Annotated in this window: 14 protein-coding genes; 5 read left to right on the plus strand and 9 right to left on the minus strand. The window is 65.4% G+C overall.

Translation table 11 applies throughout. From position 1 onward, the window contains the following. Positions 1-4: 4 nt before the first annotated feature. The 6 genes from gmd to QCE69_RS11450 form a co-directional block, all read right to left on the minus strand. Complete coding sequence (gmd, locus tag QCE69_RS11425; RefSeq protein WP_309918076.1) at positions 5-1123, minus strand: GDP-mannose 4,6-dehydratase; 1119 nt, start codon at positions 1121-1123, stop codon at positions 5-7. A gap of 97 nt (positions 1124-1220) precedes the next feature. Continuing rightward, a complete protein-coding gene (locus QCE69_RS11430; RefSeq protein WP_309930774.1) occupies positions 1221-3449 on the minus strand; it encodes a polysaccharide biosynthesis tyrosine autokinase in 2229 nt (742 codons plus the stop codon). Between the two features lie 72 nt (positions 3450-3521). Next, positions 3522-4676: a polysaccharide biosynthesis/export family protein gene (locus tag QCE69_RS11435; protein ID WP_309919814.1), complete on the minus strand. Its 1155-nt coding sequence runs from the start codon at positions 4674-4676 to the stop codon at positions 3522-3524. A gap of 50 nt (positions 4677-4726) precedes the next feature. Continuing rightward, positions 4727-6106 carry an undecaprenyl-phosphate glucose phosphotransferase gene (locus tag QCE69_RS11440; protein ID WP_309918082.1) on the minus strand — a complete coding sequence of 460 codons (1380 nt, stop codon included), beginning with the start codon at positions 6104-6106 and terminating at the stop codon, positions 4727-4729. A gap of 134 nt (positions 6107-6240) precedes the next feature. After that, positions 6241-7722, minus strand: a complete 1482-nt coding sequence (locus tag QCE69_RS11445) for a mannose-1-phosphate guanylyltransferase/mannose-6-phosphate isomerase (RefSeq protein WP_309931632.1) — start codon at positions 7720-7722, stop codon at positions 6241-6243. A gap of 185 nt (positions 7723-7907) precedes the next feature. Continuing rightward, positions 7908-8909: a helix-turn-helix domain-containing protein gene (locus QCE69_RS11450; RefSeq protein ID WP_309930776.1), complete on the minus strand. Its 1002-nt coding sequence runs from the start codon at positions 8907-8909 to the stop codon at positions 7908-7910. Between the two features lie 1202 nt (positions 8910-10111). Here QCE69_RS11450 and QCE69_RS11455 point away from each other — a divergent pair. Both QCE69_RS11455 and QCE69_RS11460 read left to right on the plus strand, forming a co-directional pair. Then, the gene (locus QCE69_RS11455) at positions 10112-12148 is read left to right on the plus strand and encodes a hypothetical protein (RefSeq protein WP_309930778.1); all 2037 of its coding nucleotides are present in this window, start codon (positions 10112-10114) and stop codon (positions 12146-12148) included. A 149-nt stretch (positions 12149-12297) separates the two neighbouring features. Beyond that, positions 12298-12750, plus strand: coding sequence for a GDP-mannose mannosyl hydrolase (locus tag QCE69_RS11460; protein ID WP_309931633.1), 453 nt, complete (start codon positions 12298-12300; stop codon positions 12748-12750). Between the two features lie 81 nt (positions 12751-12831). Here QCE69_RS11460 and galU read toward each other — a convergent pair whose 3' ends face one another. Next, positions 12832-13797, minus strand: a complete 966-nt coding sequence (gene galU, locus QCE69_RS11465) for a UTP--glucose-1-phosphate uridylyltransferase GalU (RefSeq protein ID WP_309918091.1) — start codon at positions 13795-13797, stop codon at positions 12832-12834. A 326-nt stretch (positions 13798-14123) separates the two neighbouring features. On the opposite strand from galU, the gene QCE69_RS11470 reads away from it, so the two are divergent. From QCE69_RS11470 to QCE69_RS11480, 3 genes are all read left to right on the plus strand, one after another. Next, complete coding sequence (locus tag QCE69_RS11470; protein WP_309918093.1) at positions 14124-15206, plus strand: helix-turn-helix domain-containing protein; 1083 nt, start codon at positions 14124-14126, stop codon at positions 15204-15206. Between the two features lie 67 nt (positions 15207-15273). Further along, the gene (locus QCE69_RS11475; RefSeq protein ID WP_309918095.1) at positions 15274-15861 is read left to right on the plus strand and encodes a phosphatase PAP2 family protein; all 588 of its coding nucleotides are present in this window, start codon (positions 15274-15276) and stop codon (positions 15859-15861) included. A 171-nt stretch (positions 15862-16032) separates the two neighbouring features. Then, the gene (locus QCE69_RS11480; RefSeq protein WP_309918097.1) at positions 16033-16962 is read left to right on the plus strand and encodes a LysR family transcriptional regulator; all 930 of its coding nucleotides are present in this window, start codon (positions 16033-16035) and stop codon (positions 16960-16962) included. Positions 16963-16966: 4 nt separating this feature from the next. Here the strand turns inward: QCE69_RS11480 and QCE69_RS11485 are convergent, their stop codons facing one another. Continuing rightward, positions 16967-18016 carry an ADP-heptose--LPS heptosyltransferase gene (locus QCE69_RS11485; protein WP_309930780.1) on the minus strand — a complete coding sequence of 350 codons (1050 nt, stop codon included), beginning with the start codon at positions 18014-18016 and terminating at the stop codon, positions 16967-16969. A gap of 18 nt (positions 18017-18034) precedes the next feature. Continuing rightward, positions 18035-19933 carry a nucleoside-diphosphate sugar epimerase/dehydratase gene (locus tag QCE69_RS11490; RefSeq protein ID WP_309918102.1) on the minus strand — a complete coding sequence of 633 codons (1899 nt, stop codon included), beginning with the start codon at positions 19931-19933 and terminating at the stop codon, positions 18035-18037.

Raw genomic sequence — 19933 nt, forward strand, 5'->3', positions numbered from 1 at the left:
GCGCTTACTCGTGATGTTCGAGGGCCTTGAAACCGGCGAGCGTGACGAGCGCGTCGCGCCGGGCAATTTGAAAATCGGCGCGCACCATCTCCTTGACGAGCGCCGCGAACGGAGTGGCGGGCCGCCAGCCGAGCCGGGCGTGCGCCTTGGAGGGATCGCCGAGCAGGGTTTCGACTTCGGTCGGCCGGAAATAGCGCGGATCCACCCGCACGATCACCTGTCCCGGCGCGAGCTTGGTTTCGCGGCTCTCGACGTGGTCCACGATGCCCACCTCGTCCACGCCCTCGCCCTCGAAGCGCACGTGCACGCCGAGTTCGGCGGCCGCCTGCTGGACGAATTCGCGCACGCTGTACTGCACCCCGGTGGCGATGACGAAATCCTCAGGCTTGTCCTGCTGGAGCATCATCCACTGCATCTCGACGTAATCGCGCGCATGGCCCCAGTCGCGCAGCGCGGAGAGGTTGCCGAGATAGACGTCGTCCTGCAGGCCCACGCCGATGCGGGCGATCGCGCGCGTGATCTTGCGCGTAACGAAGGTTTCCCCGCGCACCGGCGACTCGTGGTTGAAGAGAATCCCGTTGCACGCGTACATGCCATAGGCCTCGCGGTAGTTCACCGTGATCCAGTAGGCATACAGCTTGGCGACCGCGTACGGGCTGCGCGGATAGAACGGCGTGGTCTCGCGCTGCGGGATTTCCTGGACCAGCCCGTATAGTTCGGATGTCGAAGCTTGATAGAACCGCGTTTTTTTCTCGAGGCCGAGAATGCGTATTGCCTCGAGAATGCGCAGCGCGCCGAGGCCGTCGGCGTTCGCGGTGTACTCAGGTTCCTCGAACGACACCGCCACATGGCTCTGCGCGGCGAGGTTGTAGATCTCATCCGGCATCACGCGCTGGATGATGCGCACGAGGCTCGTCGAATCCGTCAGGTCTCCGTGATGCAGGAACAGGCGCTGGTCCGCTTCGTGCGGATCGCGGTACAGATGGTCGATGCGGTCGGTGTTGAAGAGCGAACTCCGGCGTTTGATGCCGTGCACTTCGTACCCCTTGCTGAGCAGCAGTTCGGCAAGATACGACCCGTCTTGCCCAGTGATGCCCGTGATCAACGCGACTTTGCGGTCCATGCGTAACCTCTCCATCTTCGGTCTCAAGATGCGGCGCGCGGGGACGCGCCGACATTGTTGTACCGGGCACTTCTACCGAGCTATTGTTTTGCGCTGGTCACTCCGCGATGCTTTCGTAGCCGTAATACCCGGCGTATGTACTTCCCATCAACATTTTCGACTGCGGCACGTCGGTCAGCAGCACGCCCTTCATGTTCACGCCGCCGTGGTGCAGGCGCTTCATCGTCTCGCCGATCTCCTGCACCTGGTTCTTGCCATGCCGCACGACGAGCAGGCTCGTGCCCGCGTGCTTGCCGATGACGGTCGCGTCGGTGACAGCCAGCACGGGCGGCGTGTCGATGATCACGAGGTCGTAGCGCTGCTTCAGTTCACCGAGCACCTCGCCCAGCCGGTCGCTCGCGAGCAGCTCCGACGGATGCGAGGGCAGCGAGCCCTTGGTGATGAGGTCGACGCCCGGCAGGACGTCGGTGAGGATCGCGCTCGCCACGTCCGCGCCCATCAGCACGTCGGAGAGGCCCGGCGAGTGACGCACGCCGAAGTGCGAGTGGATGTCGCCGCGGCGCATGTCGCCGTCGATCAGCAGCACGCGCTTGCGGGTCGAGGCCACCAGGGTCGCGAGGTTCACGGAAAGGAACGACTTGCCCGCCTCCGGCCGCGAGCCGGTCAGCATGACGACGTTGTTGCGGGCATCGGCGAGTTGCAGTTGCAGCGAGGTGCGCAAGCCGCGAATGCCTTCCACGGCCGCATCTTCCGGCGCCTGCGCCGCGAGCACGTGCAGCCCTTCGCGGCGCATGCCGACCTTGCGTTGCAGGCGCAGTTGCTGGGTGCTGCGCGGCACGATCGCGAAGACGCGCACGCCCAGTTGCTTCTCGATCTCCTCCGGCCGCTCGACGCCGCCATACAGCGACTTGCGCACGAACGCGAGCAGGATGCCGAGCACGAGGCCCACGCCCGCCGAGATCAGGATCACGAGCACGCGCTTCGGGCGCACCGGATCGTCCGGCGTCTGCGCGAAATCGACGACGCGCACGTTGCCGATCTGCCCCGCCTTGGCGATGCGCAGCTGCTGCGCGCTGTTCAGGAGATTGGTGTAGAGCTCGGTATTGACGCGCACGTCGCGCAGATAGCGCAGCGCGGTCTGCTCGGTATCGGGCAGCGTCGACACGTTCTTGGCCATGCGCGACTGCGCGCCGGTCAGCGAGGCAATCTGTGCGTCGAGCGCCTGCACCGAAGGATGGTTCGCGGTGAAGCGCAGCGACAGTTCGGCGCGCTGCTGTTGCAGGTCCGAGAGCTTGGTCTTGTTGTCGACGATCTGCTGGAGCAGCAGGCGGCTCTCTTCCGAAAGATCCACCGTGCCCTGCTTGTTGCGGAACGAGTTGTATTTCTGCTCGGATTCGTCGAGCTGCTTCTTGAGGATCGGCAACTGCTGGTCGAGGAACGCGAGCGTGTGCTCCGCTTCGGCCGAGCGCTTCTCCGAATCCTGCGCGACATAGCGGTTCGCGATGTTGTTGACGATCTGCGCGACTTCCTTCGGGTTGCTGCCTTCCAGGCTGAGTCCGATGATGCCCGACTGCAATGCCGTTTCCGCGACCGTCAGGCGCTTCTGCAGGCTGTCGATGGTGGTGAGCGTCGAGAAGCGCTGCAACTCGAACTGCACGCCCGGGTTGCCGACGAGCTTGTCCACCTTGAGCTTGACCGGCCCCTGCTGCGTCACGCCGGTCGCTTCCTGGCCCACGCGGCCCGTGAGAATGGCGACCCCGTCCGGATCGTTCAGCACATAGCTGCCGTTCTCGCCCGCGACCAGCGTGAACTTCTTGTCGTAGAGATCCTTCGGCGTATCGAAGAGCGGCACCTCGATCTGCTCGCCGCCCCATGCGAAGCGCGACAGATAACCCGAGGGCACCGCCATGTTGAACATCGAGAACGCGCTGCCGAGCAGTCCGCCCAGCACCGGGAAGCCATGCGGCACCGCGCTGATGTCGAGATGCAGGCGGCGCACCGCGTCGTCCACCACGAGGCGCGAACGCAGCAGTTCGATCTGCGCGGCCGTGGTGGCCTTGCCGTCGAACATCTGCGACACGGCCTGCACGGCATTGGCGTTCGCGTTCGGGTTGTTGTTCGGGTTCGTTTCCTCGACCTGGATGAGCGCGTCCGCCTTGTAGGTCGGCGTCGCGATGAACGCGTACGCTGTGCCCAGTGCGACCACGGCGAGCATCACGATTGTCACGAGCTTCCAGTTGCCGAGTACGGCCGCCAGATAGTCGGAAAGCCGCAATTCGTCGCCCGTCGATACGTCGGAGTATCGTGAATCGAAGTTCATCGCCATGGTCTCGCTCGCTCAGTTCTTGAAAACGAACAAACAAACCACCGGCGCGCCCCTGCGCGCCGGTCACAACCCTTACTTCGTCAGGACGGCTGCCGTCAGACCGGCGTTGATGGCAGGCAGGAGCAGGTTCAGCACACGCGAGAAGCGAACCAGTCCGTTGTTGTCCACGTAGACCACGTCATGCGGCTGCAGCTCGAAGCCGTTCGCGAGCAGCATCGACACCGGCGAACGCGCGTCGAGGTGATACACCTCGGGCTGGTCGGTCTGGCCGTTGCGGATCACGTACACCTGCTTCGGATCGGACGTCTCCGGGTTGAAGCTGCCCGCCTGCGACACCGCATCCGACAGCGTCAGCTTGCCGTTGCGCATCGGGATCACGGTGGCCGGCTTCGACACTTCGCCCATCACATAGACGCCGTTGTCTTCGCGCGAGTCGATGCGCAGCGCATCGCCCGGCTTGAGCATGATGTCCGACGGGCTCTTGCCCTTCGACGTCATGCCCGCCATGTTGATGTGATACGTGACGCCGTCGCGGATCAGCGTGACGCGGCTTTGATCCGCCGTCGTCGCGAAGCCGCCCGCGCGGCCGATGGCCTCGGTGAGCGTCATCGGAATGTCGTTGATCTGCTGCGAGCCCGGCGTGCGGACATCGCCGTCGATATACACCTGCGACGCACGGAACGATGCAACGCGCACCGTCACCTGCGGCTTCACGAATACCTTCGAGAGCTCCTGATAGAGCTCGCGCTGCACCTGGCCTTCGGTCTTGCCTTCCACATGCAGCGGACGGTTGACGTACGGGAACTGCAGGTTGCCGTCGGCATCGACGACGAAGCCCGGCGCGGCATCCGCGGTACGCGTCTGCTGCGGCGGCTGGCCGAGCGCGGCGACGAGTTCCGGGTGATCCCACACGGTGATCTGCAGCACGTCGCCGACGCCGAGCTTGTACGCGCCGGCCTTGCCGTACAGCGAGGCGTTCGGATCGCCCGTGACGACCGGTTGCGCGGCCTTCATCTTGCGCACGAGCGAGAGGTCGATCGGCGTGATCGGAATGTTGACCGTGGATGCAGGATCGCCCTGGTCGTTCGAGGTCTCGACGAGTTGCGCCGGTTGTTCGAAGTGCATGCCCGGCGCCAGACCGCAGCCCGCGAACAGCACGGTGAAGGAAGCAGCCGCAGCCAGGCTCGTGAGGCGGAACATGCGCGACACGTTGGTATTGGCGGCCATGGAGGTGGTGCCCGGTTGTTGTTGATTGTGCATAATGGTCGTCCCCTACATCAGTAAGCGTTGGTGTGGCGTAGTCCCTTGAAGATCGTTGCGGCGATGATTCTCATGTCGAGGCCGAACGACCAGTTACCCAGGTAGTACAAATCGTGTGCGACGCGTCCTTCCATCTTCTCGATGCGATCAGTCTCTCCTCGAAATCCGTTGACCTGGGCCCAGCCGGTAATGCCCGGCTTGATCCGGTAACGATGGATGTACCCCGATACGACCTTCTGATACAGGTCGTCATGCTCCAGTGCGTGTGGACGCGGGCCCACGACCGACATGTCGCCGAACAGAACGTTGAGGAACTGCGGCAGCTCATCGAGGCTGGTACGGCGCAGGAACGCTCCGACCCGGGTCACGCGCGGGTCGCCGCGCGTGGCCTGCTGGAGCACTCCGGCCTGTTCCGTATGCAGACGCATTGAACGGAATTTGTAGATTCGGAAGACGCGGCCATCCGCGCCCTTGCGGCGTTGCCTGAAGAACACCGGGCCGCGCGAGGTCAGCTTGATCGCAAGCGCGATGCCGATCATCAGCGGCGCGACGGCGATCAGCGCGGCGAGCGCGAACGCGCGGTCGAACAGTTCCTTCTTCAGCAGCGCCGACGCCGACAGCGGCGACGCCACCAGGTTGATCGCGGGCGTGCCGAGCAGATCCGTCACGCCGCTTTCGAACAGCGCGAGACTGCGCACGTCCGGGATGAAACGCACGTTGATGAGGTCGTCGCGGAACTCGTTCACGAAGCGCAGGATCATGCGTTCCTGCGACAGCGGCAGCGCGAGCCACACTTCATCGACATGCTGGGTGCGCACGTAGTTGACGAACGCCTCGTAATTCTCGAACACCGGCACATGCGTGTTGATCGTGCCGGTCTCCGGCGCCGCATTGAAGACGGCGGTGGCGCGGAAACCGGAGTCGGTGGCGCGGTCGACCTTGCGGATCATCGAATGGCAGTGCCGCCCGCAGCCGACGATCGCCACCTGATGCAGGTTCATGCCCGCATGACGCATGTGCGCGAGCACCGCGTGCGTGATCAGCCGGCCGGCGATCATCAGGCCGCCGGACATCGCGGTCCAGTAAGCGAACCAGAGGCGCGACACATAGTCGAGGCGATGCAGCGAGAACATCAGCGCCAGGGCGCAGCCTTGCACGACCAGCCAGCCGAGCGACACCTGGCAGGCCAGTTGCAGCTTGCTGCGGCCGCGCCACGACTGATACACGCCGAAGCCCGGAAACAGGGCGAGCGAGAACGCCGCCGCGAACGCGACGAACGCCACCGAATAGGCGTGAGCCTCGATGTACTCGAACCTGATCTGCGATGCCACGGCCGCGCCGCCGACGATCACGATGACGTCGAACAGCCTGGCCAGCAATCCCTGTAAATCGCGCATGTCATTCCCCCGAATGCTTATCGCCCGTGTACCGCACCCGCTCGTGTCCTCCCTCGCCAGCCAGTCTTGGATCTGGTGTGAAGCCGTTGCAAAGAAGTGTCGCGTGTTGCCCGTTTGTTACTCTCAAGCCGTGCTCAGTTGCAGCGGCCGTAGGTGTCGTCGAAGCGCACGATGTCGTCTTCGCCGAGATAACTGCCCGACTGCACCTCGATGATCTCGAGCGGCACCTTGCCCGGGTTCTCCAGCCGATGCGTCACGCCGAGCGGAATGAAGGTCGACTGGTTCTCGGACAACATGAACTGCTCGTCGCCGCGCGTGACGAGCGCCGTGCCGCACACGACGATCCAGTGCTCCGCGCGGTGGTGATGCATCTGCAACGAGAGCTTCGAACCCGGCGACACCACGATGCGTTTCACCTGGAAGCGCTCGCCGTGTTCGATCGAATCGTAGAAGCCCCACGGACGGCGCACCTTGCGATGCGCGTTCGCTTCAGGCGCGTGCTGCTCGCGGATGCGCGCCACCAGCCCCTTGATGTCCTGCACGCGCGAACGGTCCGCCACCAGCACGGCGTCATCCGTCTCGACCACGATGATGTTGGTCGTGCCGACGCACGCCACCAGGCGGCCGCCTTCGGAACGCGCATAGCTCGACGTGGCGCCTTCGAACATCACCCGGCCGCTCGCGACGTTGCCCGACTCGTCCTTGTCCATCGCGTCCCACACGGCGTCCCACGAGCCGAGGTCGGACCAGCCCGCCACCAGCGGCACCACCACGCCGTCGCACGGCCGGTTGTTCGTGCCGATGTGCTCCATCACCGCGTAGTCGATCGAATCCGACGGCGCGCGGCCAAACTCGGCGGCCGACGGACGCATGAACTTGCCGTCGTCGCGGCCTTCCGCGAGCGCGGCGCGGCAGGCCGCGTGCATCTCGCCATTGAGCTTCTGCAACGCGGCGAGCCACACGCTCGCGCGCACCACGAAAATGCCGCTGTTCCACCAGTACGTGCCCGCCGCGACGTATTGCGTCGCGAGCTCGGCCGCGGGCTTCTCGACGAAGCGCTCGATCTTGTGCGCGCCGTCTTCCAGCGCCTCGCCCAGGCGGATGTAGCCGAAGCCGGTGTCGGGGCGCGTCGGCGGAATGCCGAGCGTCGCGATCACGCCGCGCGCCGCGTGCTCCGCCGCGATGGCGATCGCGCGATGCAGCGCCGGCAGGTCGGCGATCGAGTGATCGGCGGGCATCGCGACCATGATCGCGTCCTCGCCGTCCTTGATCGCCGCGAGTGCTGCGAGCGTCAGCGCGGGCGCCGTATCGCGGCGCGCCGGCTCGACGATGATGCGGGCATCGACACCTGCCTCGCGGGTCTGCTCTTCCGTGGTGAAGCGATGTTCCTCGCCGCACACGATGATCGGTGCAGCGGCCACCTTGAAATCGCCCGAGAAACCCTTGAGGCGCCCGACGGTGGCCTGCAGCAGCGAATCACGGCCGACGATGCCGATCAGCTGCTTCGGGAATTGTTCACGGGACATCGGCCACAGGCGTGTACCCGAGCCGCCGGCGAGAATGACCGGGACAAGCCTGCGGCACGCGGCCGTCTCCATGCTCGTCGTGCCAGTCATCGTCTCGCCTACCGTGCGTGCCTCATTCGTCATATGGACTCCTGCCTGCGATTTCGGTCGGGCAGCACACTGCCGCCCGAGAATGATTGAGTGCCGAACCGTTCTGGTCCGGCCAAACCTTCGACGCTTTACGCCATCGTTGTTCAGACCATGCGCGCTAGCGCGCGTATCAGCCGTTCGGCCGTTCAGCCGTTTGCTTCGCGCCTGCTCTGCGTCCGGTACTCGGTCGGAGAGATCAGGAGGCGCTTGCGGAAAATCTTCGCCAGCCGGTCGCCGTTGCCCATGCCGCTGCGGCGCGCGATCTTGTCGACCGGCAGTTCCGAATCCGTCAGCAGCGCACAGGTGACGGCAAGCCGCGCCTGCAACAGGTAATCGGACGGCGTGATGCCCATCTCGATCTTGAAGCGGCGCAGGAAGTTGCGTTCGCTCATCGCGGCTACCTGCGCCGCATCCACCACCGAGATTGGCCGCTCGCAGTTGTCCTGCAGCCAGCGCGCCGCCGCCCGGATCTTGTCGCCGGCGGACGCCGCGCCGCTGTCGCCGAGAATCGACACCAGCTTCGCCGCCGAACCCGGCATCAGGCGCTCCGCGACGCTGCGCGACACGTCGATGCCGAGGTCGCGCTTCACGATCAGCAGCGCGCCCTTCATCGACTCGTAGCGGTCGCCAGCGTCGGCCGACTGCTCTTCTCGCACCAGATGGATCATGGCGCCGCCGTAGCGCGCCTGCGGATCCTGCACCTGGCCGATGCCCGCGGCGTCGAGCACCTTGCGGCCCTCGGAGATGGCGCGGACCACGGTGGTCTTGGTCTGCACGCGGCGCAGCCATTCGACGATGCGATCGTCCTTCGCGGCGCTTTCCGCGCCACGGCCGCCGGCGACGAACAGCGCGTCGAAGCCGCCGTAGTGACGCCCGTCCAGGCCGTCGGTCCACACGCGCACCGACGAGGAGCACGCAACGTTGCCGCCTTCCACCGACAGGAAACGGACGTCGTAGGTGCAGTCCACGCGGGACCGTGCCGACGACAGCTCGTTGGCCATGTGGAAGACTTCCGCGACGATCCCCGCGCCCAGCAGGGAGAATCCGTCGAACAGCAGGATCGCAATGCGGCGGACCTCGGTCTGCGAGGTTCGCGCCGCGGGCGGCGTCCAACCCATGACTGCGGGTTCGAGATTGGCGTAAGGCATGGTCATCCTCTGCAGCTTTGTTTCCAATGAGGTGCGGAAGAGTTCTCGGTCATTGCGGCGCATCAAAGGAGTTTCCCGAACTTCGCCGGGTTACCGTGACCGATTGGAACGGAGTGATGGCGGAATCGATCCGCTGGCTTGAATAATAAGCAGACAAACTTTTTTGTGCTCTAGATTTTCGCGCTTGAACCACAAAATCTGTCGCGCTATGAGGGTGAGCGCACATTGATATCCCTCCCCAAATTCGGAATGCGCCGCTTTCTAAAGAATCACGCGATAAAGACGCGATTTGTCATACAAACTTTTAGTCCGCGACTTAGTGCAATCCGCGCCCGCGAGCCGCTTGATCGGCCATGGACAAAGCCTGAAAGCCACGCCCCGCGGCCCTGTACGGCTGGCGCGGCGAGGTTTGGCGCAGGTCGGAGCAAAGAAACTGATTCAACCATGAAACATCGCGCGGTTCAGAGACCGGCCAACGTATCGCGTCAATCGGAAATTTTTTGCCGTTCGCGGCGGTTCAGAACTCGGTCTTAATCCGGCTTTCGTACACCCGGTTAATCCCGTAATTGGCGATGTATTAACTGATTGCTATTTTTTCCCGGTGATTAAATCACGCGTTTTTTGATTTTAAATTAATCATCATAATGCCGGCTTACTGGCAAATCTGAAGACATGGCTTATTAACTCCGATGCTGCACCGCAAAACGGCCGCAAGCGCGACACGTCCGCGTATCCGCCGGGAAACGGCAACTGACGCGTCCGCCATTCTCTAGCGTTTTGCGGCGGCGCAGGGTCCGTCGCGGATTTTCTCCACGCCATTGAAAGCGGCTGTAATCATCGGGAGAATACGTGCGCTTGCTTGCAAACCTCTCATGTCATTCAAATCACGCTGTTTAGACGCAGCGAAACAGTGTCCGCGCCGGTCAGCTTTGCCGATTTTCAAGGTCGGATGCAGTTGTCGTGGTCATCCTTCCATGTTTCACTCCTGAAATTGGATGAGCGCTCACGCACATGGCTGCCATCCCGGAGCGTTCACATTCGCAACGCAGGCACCCGGTCCAGCATTCTTCCGACGACGCACGCCCACGCGTGCGCGCGCGCACGGTAGCCCGCCGGCGCAGGCAGCATCGTGTGCGCTTGGCGCGTGGCCCGAGCGCCTTCGCCGCATCGGCGGCACGCAGCGCTCATGCGCCAGGCTCACGATGAACCGGAAACCCGCTTCGCGTTTCACCGCCCCTCGTCGAACCCTGCGCGTCCCGCAGGCGCGCATCGCCATGGCCGCGGGCGCGCTGCTGGCGCTGAGCGCCTGCGACAAGCCAGGCCCCGCCGAGACGCTGGCCACCCGCATCGAGACGCTCGCGGCGGAGGGACCCGGCGCCCCGCGCGCGGCGCTCGTGAAGGTCGCCGAAAACGAGGCGCCGGACCCGGCCGACACCCCGCCCCTGCGTTGCAGCGCGCCCACGCCGCCCGTCGCGGCGAAAGCGGGCGGCGATCCGATCGAAGCCGATACGCCCGGCAGCGACGGCACGCGCATGTTTCCGCTCGATGCCCCCGTGCGCATCGCGATCACCACGCGAACCCAGGCCGCCGACACCGTCGAATGGCAGATCCGCGATGCCTGGAACACCCGGAAGGCCAGCGGCAGTTTTCCGGTGAAGGCCCAGCCGGGCACCTACACGCTCGCCTGCACGTCGGAGGCGGCGGGATACTTCTCCGTCAGCGCCTCGCTCGCTTCGGGCAAGAGCACGCTGCCGATGCGCGGCACCCGGGCCGCGGGCATCGCGACTTTCGGCGTGCTGCCGGACGTGTCGCCCGCGCTTCCGCCCATCACCTTCGCGCATCCCGACCAGCATCGCTTCGGCGGGCAAGGCTCCGCGTATCTCAAGCCCGGCGAGGAATGCTGCTCGGGCGACGGCTATCGGCCGCTGTACACGGACCTCGGCCTCACCTGGGTGAACGACAACCGCAACTGGTACGTGACCGAGGAAAAAGGCCCGAACACCTTCAACGCCAGCGCCGACAATCTCGCGGCCTATTTCAAGCCCGGCGACCTGCTGCGCCTCATCCAGCTCGACGGCATCCCCGCCTGGGCCAGTCCGACGAAGGAGCGCACGCACAGCTGGGCGCCGGTCTCGCTCGATGCATACAGCGCCTATATGAAGCGTGTGGGCGAGGAATCGAACACGGTGCGCAAGACCTGGTTCGCGCGGCAGACGCACAACTACTACCAAGTGACCTGGGAGCCCGACTACGAAGGCGGACTGCCGTGGAAGGATACGGACGCCCATCTCGTCGCGCTGTACAAGGCCACGCACGATGCCATCCACGCCGGCGATCCGAACGCGGTCGTGATGGGGCTGACGCTGTCGAATCTGGCGTCGAACACGAAATGGCTGAGACGCCTCGCGCCGCTCGGCATCGGCAAGTATCTCGACGGCGTCAGCGCGCATGGCTATTACGATGTCGGCACGTCGCCGTCGCATCCGCCGGAGCGCTTCGACGCCTCCCCGGCCACCGCCGCGAAAGCGATGCCGGGCATGATGCGCGACCTGCGCCGCGCAATGACCGAGGTGGTCAGGCCCGGCGCGAAGCTGTTCGTCACCGAGACGGGCGTGAGCTATGACATCGGCAGCAAATACGGGCTGACCTCGCCCGGCTGGAACGTGCTGTATGCGCAGGGCGCGGTGGTCGCGCGCGCCCATCTGATCCTGCTCGGCGAAGGCGCGGACGTGAGCTTCGTGTTCTATTCCGCCGACATTCCCAACGAGATCGGCTACGGCATCTTCTTCGACCTAGTGAATCCACAGGGCGGCTTCGGGCAGAAGCAGATCAGTCCGAAGCCCGCCGCGATGGCGGTCGCCGCGATGACGCGTCTCATCGACGGCACGACCACGCTGGGCCCGGTGAAGGACACGCCGAAGGGCGTCTATGCCTATGCGTTCCAGCGCCTCAACAACGGCCGCGTCGTGACCGCGCTGTGGACGCACGACAATGCCGCCTGGCCCGGCGCCAACGGCTTCGATGCCACGCGCGCGGTGAACTACCGGCTCGCCGTGGACGCGCCGGGCAATTCCGGCTCGGTCACCGTGTTCGACATGATGGGCAACGCCTCGACGGTGCCTTACAGCGACGGCCAGGTGCCGCTCGTGCTCACGGCCGCGCCGGTCTATGTCGTGTCGAACAATGCCGAATCGATGCGCGCGAACGTGATGCGTCCGGCCGGCTATGTCGGTCAGTGAGCGATGGTCCAGGCCGCGTGCCGCATGGCCTGCGCTGACGGCATTCAGGCGGTTTTCGCCAGTGCCGCGCATGCCGGCGGAGCGACCCCGCGCGCTACACTCGATTCGCAATGAACCCGGCCACGATGGACGCGACCTACGGAGCGGCGATGCTGAGCGAGGCGGATTTCCTGACCGTGGTGCGGCTCACGCCGCTGGTCTCGATCGACCTGATCGTCACCGACGGCAACCGGCATGTTTTGTTAGGACGGCGGCGCAACCGGCCGGCGCAGGGCACCTGGTTCGTGCCGGGCGGACGCATCGCCAAGGACGAATCGCTCGATGGCGCGTTCACGCGCATCGCCCACAACGAGCTGGGCGTGGCCAGCATGGAGCGCGCGGGAGCGCGCTTCTTCGGCGTGTATGAACACCGCTACGACGACAACTTCGCGGGCGCCGGCGGCTTCGGCACGCACTATGTCGTGCTCGCCTACACGCTGACGCTGAACGCCACGGCGGCCATCGGCCGCTTCGACCAGCACAGCGAATATCTATGGCTCTCGCGCGACGAACTGCTCGCGCGCGACGACGTCCACGAGAACACCAAGGCGTACTTCCGCTGAGCGTGCGCACGTGCGCCGGCGCTCAAAAGACAAACGGCGCGCATCGCTGCGCGCCGCCCATCCTTCCCGCCAAGAAACTGGTTATGCCTCGACCACCGGGCACGCGCTCGCGTCGTCCGCGGCAGGCGTGGCCACTGCCTGTTGCTCCTGTTGCTGCGCTTGTTGCTGCTCTTGCTGCGCACCGAACTGCGCGCGCAGATAGCGCTCGAACTCGTCGCGCACTTCAGGATGACGCAGCGCGAATTCGACCGTTGCCTTCAGGTAGCCGAGCTTGCTGCCGCAATCGAAGCGCTTGCCGCGATAACGGAACGCCAGCACTTGCTCCTGCGTAAGCAGCGCCTGGATCGCATCGGTCAGCTGGATCTCGCCGCCTGCGCCGGGCGTCTGCTTGCGCAGGAAGTCGAACACGCGCGGCATCAGCACATAGCGGCCGACCACGCCGAAGTTCGACGGCGCCAGCGCCGGCTCCGGCTTCTCGACCATGCGCGAGAGCTTGAAGAGCCCGTCGTCCCACGGCTTGCCTTCGATCACGCCATACGAGCGCGAGTCCTGCCGGTCGATCTCCTCCACGCCGATCACCGACGAATGATAGTGATCGAAGACATCGACCATCTGCGAGAGCACCGGCGGCTCGCCGTCGAGCAGGTCATCGGCGAGCACGACCGCGAACGGCTCGGCACCGACCAGCTTTTCCGCGCACAGCACCGCGTGACCCAGTCCGAGCGCTTCCGCCTGGCGCACATAGATGCAGTTGACATGACTCGGCTTGATGCTGCGCACGAGGTCGAGCAGCTTCTGCTTGCCGCGCGCTTCGAGCTCGGACTCGATCTCGTAGGACTTGTCGAAATGATCTTCGATCGCGCGCTTGCTGCGGCCGGTGACGAAGATCATCTCGGTGATACCCGCGGCCATCGCTTCCTCGACCGCATACTGGATCAGCGGCTTGTCGACCACCGGCAGCATTTCCTTTGGGCTCGCCTTGGTGGCCGGAAGGAAGCGCGTGCCGAGGCCCGCGACAGGAAACACCGCCTTGCGTACTTTGAGCATCGGCTCACCTCGTGTCATGGTTGTCGGGGAGGCATGCCCGATGCGTCGTCGAGCGTTTGCGGCACGCCTCTTGTTATGAGAAAAGCGTCGTCGGTTTCGTCAGACGACAGGAATGAAGTGAGCTTATTCCTCGAGTATCGAAATCATCTGCCAACACTTCGCCTTTTTCCGACTGCGAGCGTGGCGAATGTTGCCTGCCGCGTATAGTGCGACGCATGTGAGCTCACATTGCCGCACCTTGCGCCGCCTTCAACGGAGGTTCGCGTTCCTTGCATGTGACCGGTCCGGATGCCGTGAGGGCCCGTTCCGGTCGAGGGAGAAAGTCGATGGAATACGCCAATGGCATGGGCCGGCTTCAGGTGGTGCGCGGGGTCACGCCCGGCATCGAGCCTGAGCCCGCCAGCATGGCCGGCACGGAGAAGCGGATCGGCATTCTGGTCTTCGAGGAATTCTCGCTCGTCGAAGTGAGTTCCATCTCCGAGGTCTTTTCGCTTGCCAACGAAGTCCATCTGCCGGCGGATGCTGGCCACCGCACGGAAGCGCCGCACTATTCGCTGCTATTTTTGTCCAGTGAAGGCGGCAGCGTGGCGAGCAGTTGTTCGATGCGCATCTGGACCGACAGCCTGGAGACGCGCTGGATGAACGAATGCGATGCATTGTTCATCGCGGGCGGCGCGGGCGCGCGCCAGGCGCGGCACGACACGATGCTGCGCAAGCGCCTCGGCCGCGTGGCGCCGAAGATTCCGTTCATCAAGGCGATCGGCGAAGGCGCGCATATTCTCACGGCGGCCAATCTCACCGTGCAGAGCCGTTCGCTCGATTTCGCCGGAGAAGCAGCGGCGCCGGCGTTCCCGGCCGCGCACCTGCCCGGCATGGCGAACCCGCTGTTCATCGCCGAGCAGACGCTCACGCTCGATGATCCGAAAGGACCGATCGCGGCGGCGCTGTCCATCATCAAGCGGGACTATGGTTCGGCGGTGGCGCGCGAAGTATCGGAACGCTCGATTCCGGGCGCATGGCACAAGCTCGCGACGGTCCTCGACGACACCGACGGCGGCGGCGTGCGCCAGAAGATCGACGCGGCCGCGCGCTGGATTCGCGAGAACTACGTGCGGCCGATCTCGATCGCCGATGCGGCGCGCGTCGCGGCGATGAGCGAACGCAATTTCCTGCGCCGTTTCAAGGCGCAGATCGGACTGACGCCGTCGGAGTATCTGTTGCGCGCACGGCTCGATGCGAGCTGCATGCTGCTCGCCGGCACCGACCTGCCGGTGGACAAGATCGCGCGGCGTTGCGGCGCCGGCAGCGGCGACGGTCTCGCGAAGATCTTCCGCAAGCGGCTGTCGATTTCGCCGACCGAATACCGTCTGGCGGGCCGCCGCAAGGAGGCCGATGCCGGAAGTACATAGGCGCATGCGCCGTCACGTTCGTTGACCTTTTCGTCGGCGCCCGTGAAGTTACCTGGAACGAATACGCATGGAAACAAGGGTACTCTGGACTCTCTCGAATCTCGGCGACGCGGCGCTCCTGCTACCGCTCGCGCTCGTCTGCGCGCTCTGGCTGCGCTCGGTGGACCTGCGCCTCGCGATCCGCTGGGCCGTGCTGCTCACACTCGGCATGGGACTCGTCGGGCTCTCCAAGGTGCTGTATGCCGGCTGCGGCGTCGAAATCTCCGCCATCCAGCTGCGCATGATCAGCGGCCATACGATGCTCGCCGCCTCGATCTATACCGTGGCCGGCGGACTGCTGTTCGGCGGCCTGGGCGGCGCGTGGTACCGGCTGGGTGCGCTGGGCGGGCTCGCGCTCGCGGCGGCCATCGGCGCGAGCCGCATCATCCAGGATGCGCACACGCCGGCCGAAGTCGTGGCCGGCTGGCTGCTCGGCGCATTGGTGGCGGGTCTTCTGCTCACGCGCGTCTTCGACCAGCCGCGCAAGATGCCGCGCGCGCTCGCCGCGGGCGTCGGCCTGCTCGCCGTCTCCTCGATCGCCTACGGCCATCACGCGCCGTTCCAGCGGATGATCGAACACTACTCGTGGTGGCTCTGCCAGGGACTCGGACTCTGACGCGCGGCTTGCCCGGTTCACGCGTCACGGCGTCCCGTTCACGTTTGGCGCGCGCCGGTGCGATCTTCAGTATGATCGTCGCTTGAAAAAAAGCAGGCCGCCGGCATGCTGAGTCTTCGCGCGCGACCACGCGACCCCGCGGCCGCGCCGACACGTTTCCGGACCCCGAGCATGGATCGCTTCCTTGCAATGAAAGTCTTCGCGCGGGTCGTCGAGGCGGGCAGTTTCTCCAAAGCCGCCGACGCCCTGCGCCTGCCTCCCGCCAGCGTGTCACGCACGCTCCAGGCGCTCGAAGCGCATCTCGGCGCGCGCCTCATCAACCGCACCACGCGCAGCATCAGCATCACCGAGGACGGCGAAGCCTATTACGAGCGCTGCGTGCGCGTGCTGGGCGAAGTGGACGACATGGAAGCGTCGCTCACGCATTCGAAGACCAATCCCAAAGGACACATCAAGATCAGCCTGCCGCAGGTGATGGCCAAGAGCACCATCATCCCCGCGCTGCCGGAATTCTTCGCGGCGTATCCGGACATCGGCGTCGAGCTGCTGCTGACCGACCGGCAGGTGGATCTCGTCGAGGAAGCCGTGGATTGCGTCGTGCGCGTGGGCGCGGTCGGCGACGTCGGACTCGTGGCGAAGCGCATCGGCGCCTATACGCAGATCACCTGCGCCGCACCGAAGTACATCGAGGCGCACGGCGAACCGCAGACGCTCGACGATCTCGAACAGCACCTGGCCATCGGCTACGTGCTGAACCACTCGGGACGGGTGCGCAACTGGGAATTCGGCGTCAACGGCGAGACGCGCAGCTTCACCATGAAACACCAGATCGCGGTCAACGACGGCGATTCGTACATCGCCGCCGGCGTCGCGGGACTCGGGCTGATCCAGGCCTCCAGCTATACGCTCGACCCGCTGCTGAAAAGCGGCGCGCTCAAGGAAATCCTGCAGGAGTATCCGTCGTATCCGCGCGTGGTGTCGGTGCTGTATGCGGCCAACCGGCATCAGCCGAGGCGCGTGCGCGTGTTCATCGACTGGGTCGCGGAACTCTACAGCCGCCTGCCCACCTTCCAGGTGCGCAGCGCCGGCAAGCCGGACTGAGTGGTCAGGCGGCGTTCGCGGTTAATGGTTGCACGAGCGGCATGGTGCGCCAGTCGTAGTCGCGGAACGCGCGCTCCAGTTGCAGCAGGTCAGTGGCGCGGGCGCTCGCATGCATGCCGCGCAGACCGGGCACGTCCATCTCGACAGCAACGCAGTTCGCGTAATCGCGCGCCCGCAGGTTGGCGGGAATCGTCGTGAAGAACGCGGTGGTCGGCACGTTGAAACCCGCTGCGACATGCAGCGCCGCCGAATCCGCCGTCACCAGGCAGCGCGCGTGCCCGACCCAAGCAAGGAAGGCCTCGGTATCGACCGACAGCGGCGCGATATCGCGGTAACGCGGGTGATCGACGGGGCCGAAGCCCAGCACGTCGAGCCCGGTTGCATCGGCGAGACGCTCGACGATGCTGGCATGCGCCGACGCGCTGATGCTGCGCACCGGCGTGCTCGCGCCCGGACCGAACAACGCATAGGGCGCGTGCTCGAACGGCGCCAGCGGCAGGTCCGCGAGCCAGCGATTGCACTTGTCGTGCGCGGCGATGCTCGCCGGTTCGAGCCCGAGCGCCCACAGGAAGAAATCGATCATCGGCAGCGTGGCGAACGGCGGCCAGAACAATTGATTGCCGAGATCGATTTTCAGGTCGGCTTCCGGGAGCGTCGCGAACGGCACCGGCAGCGCGGCAAGCTCGCCGAACTGCGGCGCGGCCAGTTCATAGAGCCGCTGCACGTAACGCGGCGCGCGCGACGGCCGGTAGATCGTGAAGCTCAGATGAGGATGGCGGCGCTTGAGCGCGAACAGCGCCGTCAGCCCGATGATCGAATCGCCCAGCGTCACGCCGAACGCGTTGATGAGATGCACGCGCTGTGCGTTCGCATAGTCTGCCTGGAACGGCGCCCGCCCCGCGTGCAGGATGCCGGCGCATGCGCCCAGCGGCCGATGCCCGGCAGCGTCGCCGCCCGAGATTTCGAGGTCGTACGGCGCGACGATCATGCCCTCGCCCGACAACAGCGAGCCCGCGTGGGTCAGCGCCTGTACGTCGTCGAGCGTCGCCTTCATGCGTCGCCTCGCTGTGTCTCAACGCCCCGCGTTGCGCTCGTTCGCCGCCTTCACGACCGGCACGCTCTGCAACACCGGCAGCATCGTGGTCTGATATTCCGGCACCCAGCGGCGCAGGTCGCGGCGCACCTCTTCGTCGGACAGCACGCGATGCTGCATCAGCCACGGCAGCAGCTCGTCGATGAAATCGTCCGGCACGCCCCGCGCCTGCGCAATGCGGAGCTTCGGATGCGGCGTGCGCGTGGTGGTTTCGTCGTCGGCGAGCAGTTCCTCGTAGAGCTTCTCGCCCGGCCGCAAGCCCGTGAACACGATGCGGATCTGCTCTTCCGAATAGCCGTACAGGCGGATCAGGTCGCGCGCGAGATCGACGATCTTCACCGGCTGACCCATGTCGAGAATGAAGATCTCGCCGCCGCGCCCCATGCTGGATGCCTGCAGCACCAGCTGCGCCGCCTCGGGAATGGTCATGAAGAAGCGCGTGATCTCCGGATGCGTGACCGTGACCGGACCGCCCTTCGAAATCTGCTGCTGGAATTTCGGAATCACGCTGCCCGCACTGCCGAGCACGTTGCCGAAGCGCACCGTCTCGAACTGCGTGCGCGGCGCGGATTGCTGCAAGGCCTGGCACGCCATCTCGGCGAGGCGCTTGGAGGCGCCCATCACGTTGGTCGGGTTGACGGCCTTGTCGGTGGAAATCAGCACGAAGTGACGCACGTCATGACGGATCGCCGAACGCGCCACCCGCAGCGTGCCGAGCACGTTGTTGCGCACGGCCTGCCAAGCGTTCTGTTCTTCCATCAGCGGCACATGCTTGTAGGCCGCCGCGTGGAAGACGATGTGCGGCGTGAAGCGCGCCATGGTCTGGTCGAGCAGCAGCGAGTCCTTCGCGTCGCCCACGACCGGAATCACCGAGCAATCCGGAAACTTCTCGTGCAGCTCCTCGATGAGCCGGTACATCGCGTATTCGCTGAGGTCGTAGGCCACCAGTTGCGCGGGCGAAAAGCGCAGGATCTGCCGGCACAGCTCCGAGCCGATCGAGCCGCCCGCGCCCGTCACCATCACGACGCGCCCGTGCAGCAGGCGCTCGACGTGCGGCATGTCGATCTTCACCGGTTCGCGGCCCAGCAGGTCTTCGAGGTCGATCTGCCGCACGCGCGACAGGAAATTGCCCTCGCCCGCCGTCAGCTGGCTCAGCGCCGGCAGCACCATCACCTTGACGCCGGCGCGCACGCACAGCGTGGCGACGCGCCGCTGCTCGTCGACGGAGGCCGACGGGATCGCGATGATCGCGTAATCGGTCTTGTACTGCTCCGCGAACTTCGGCAGGTCGCCGAACTTGCCGAGCACCTTGTGCCCGAGGACTTCGCGGCCCTGCTTGGCCGGATCGTCATCGAGCAGGCCGACGAGACGCCATTCGCTGGAGCGCGCCAGTTCGCGCGCCAGCATCGCGCCGGCCGTGCCCGCGCCGAGCACGATCACGGGCTTGCCCTGTCCGACCAGGCCGCCGTAAAGATAGAACTCCTTGCCCGCGCGATACAGCGCGCGCGCGCCGCCCATGGTGAGGAACAGCAGCAGCGGGGAGACGATGAGCACGGAACGCGGGATGACAGGCAGCGGCTGCCACATCACGGCGCCGATCATCACGAGCAGCGCGCCCACCACGACCGACTTCGAGATGCGCATCAGGTCCGGCAGGCTCGCGAACACCCACATGCCGCGATACAGGCCGAACACGCGGAACACGATGCCGTAGACCGGCAGCACCCAGACGAGCGCGCCGAGCGCGTTCTCGCGGAACGTAGGCGGCACACTGCCGTTGAAGCGAATGACGTAGGCGGCAACCCAGGAACCGGCGACCGCGACCAGATCGAAGAAGAATGCGCCCGCCGATAGCCACGAAGCTTTGATTCGATTCAT

It is taken from the genome of Caballeronia sp. LZ032 (assembly GCF_031451315.1).
Lineage (GTDB): Bacteria > Pseudomonadota > Gammaproteobacteria > Burkholderiales > Burkholderiaceae > Caballeronia.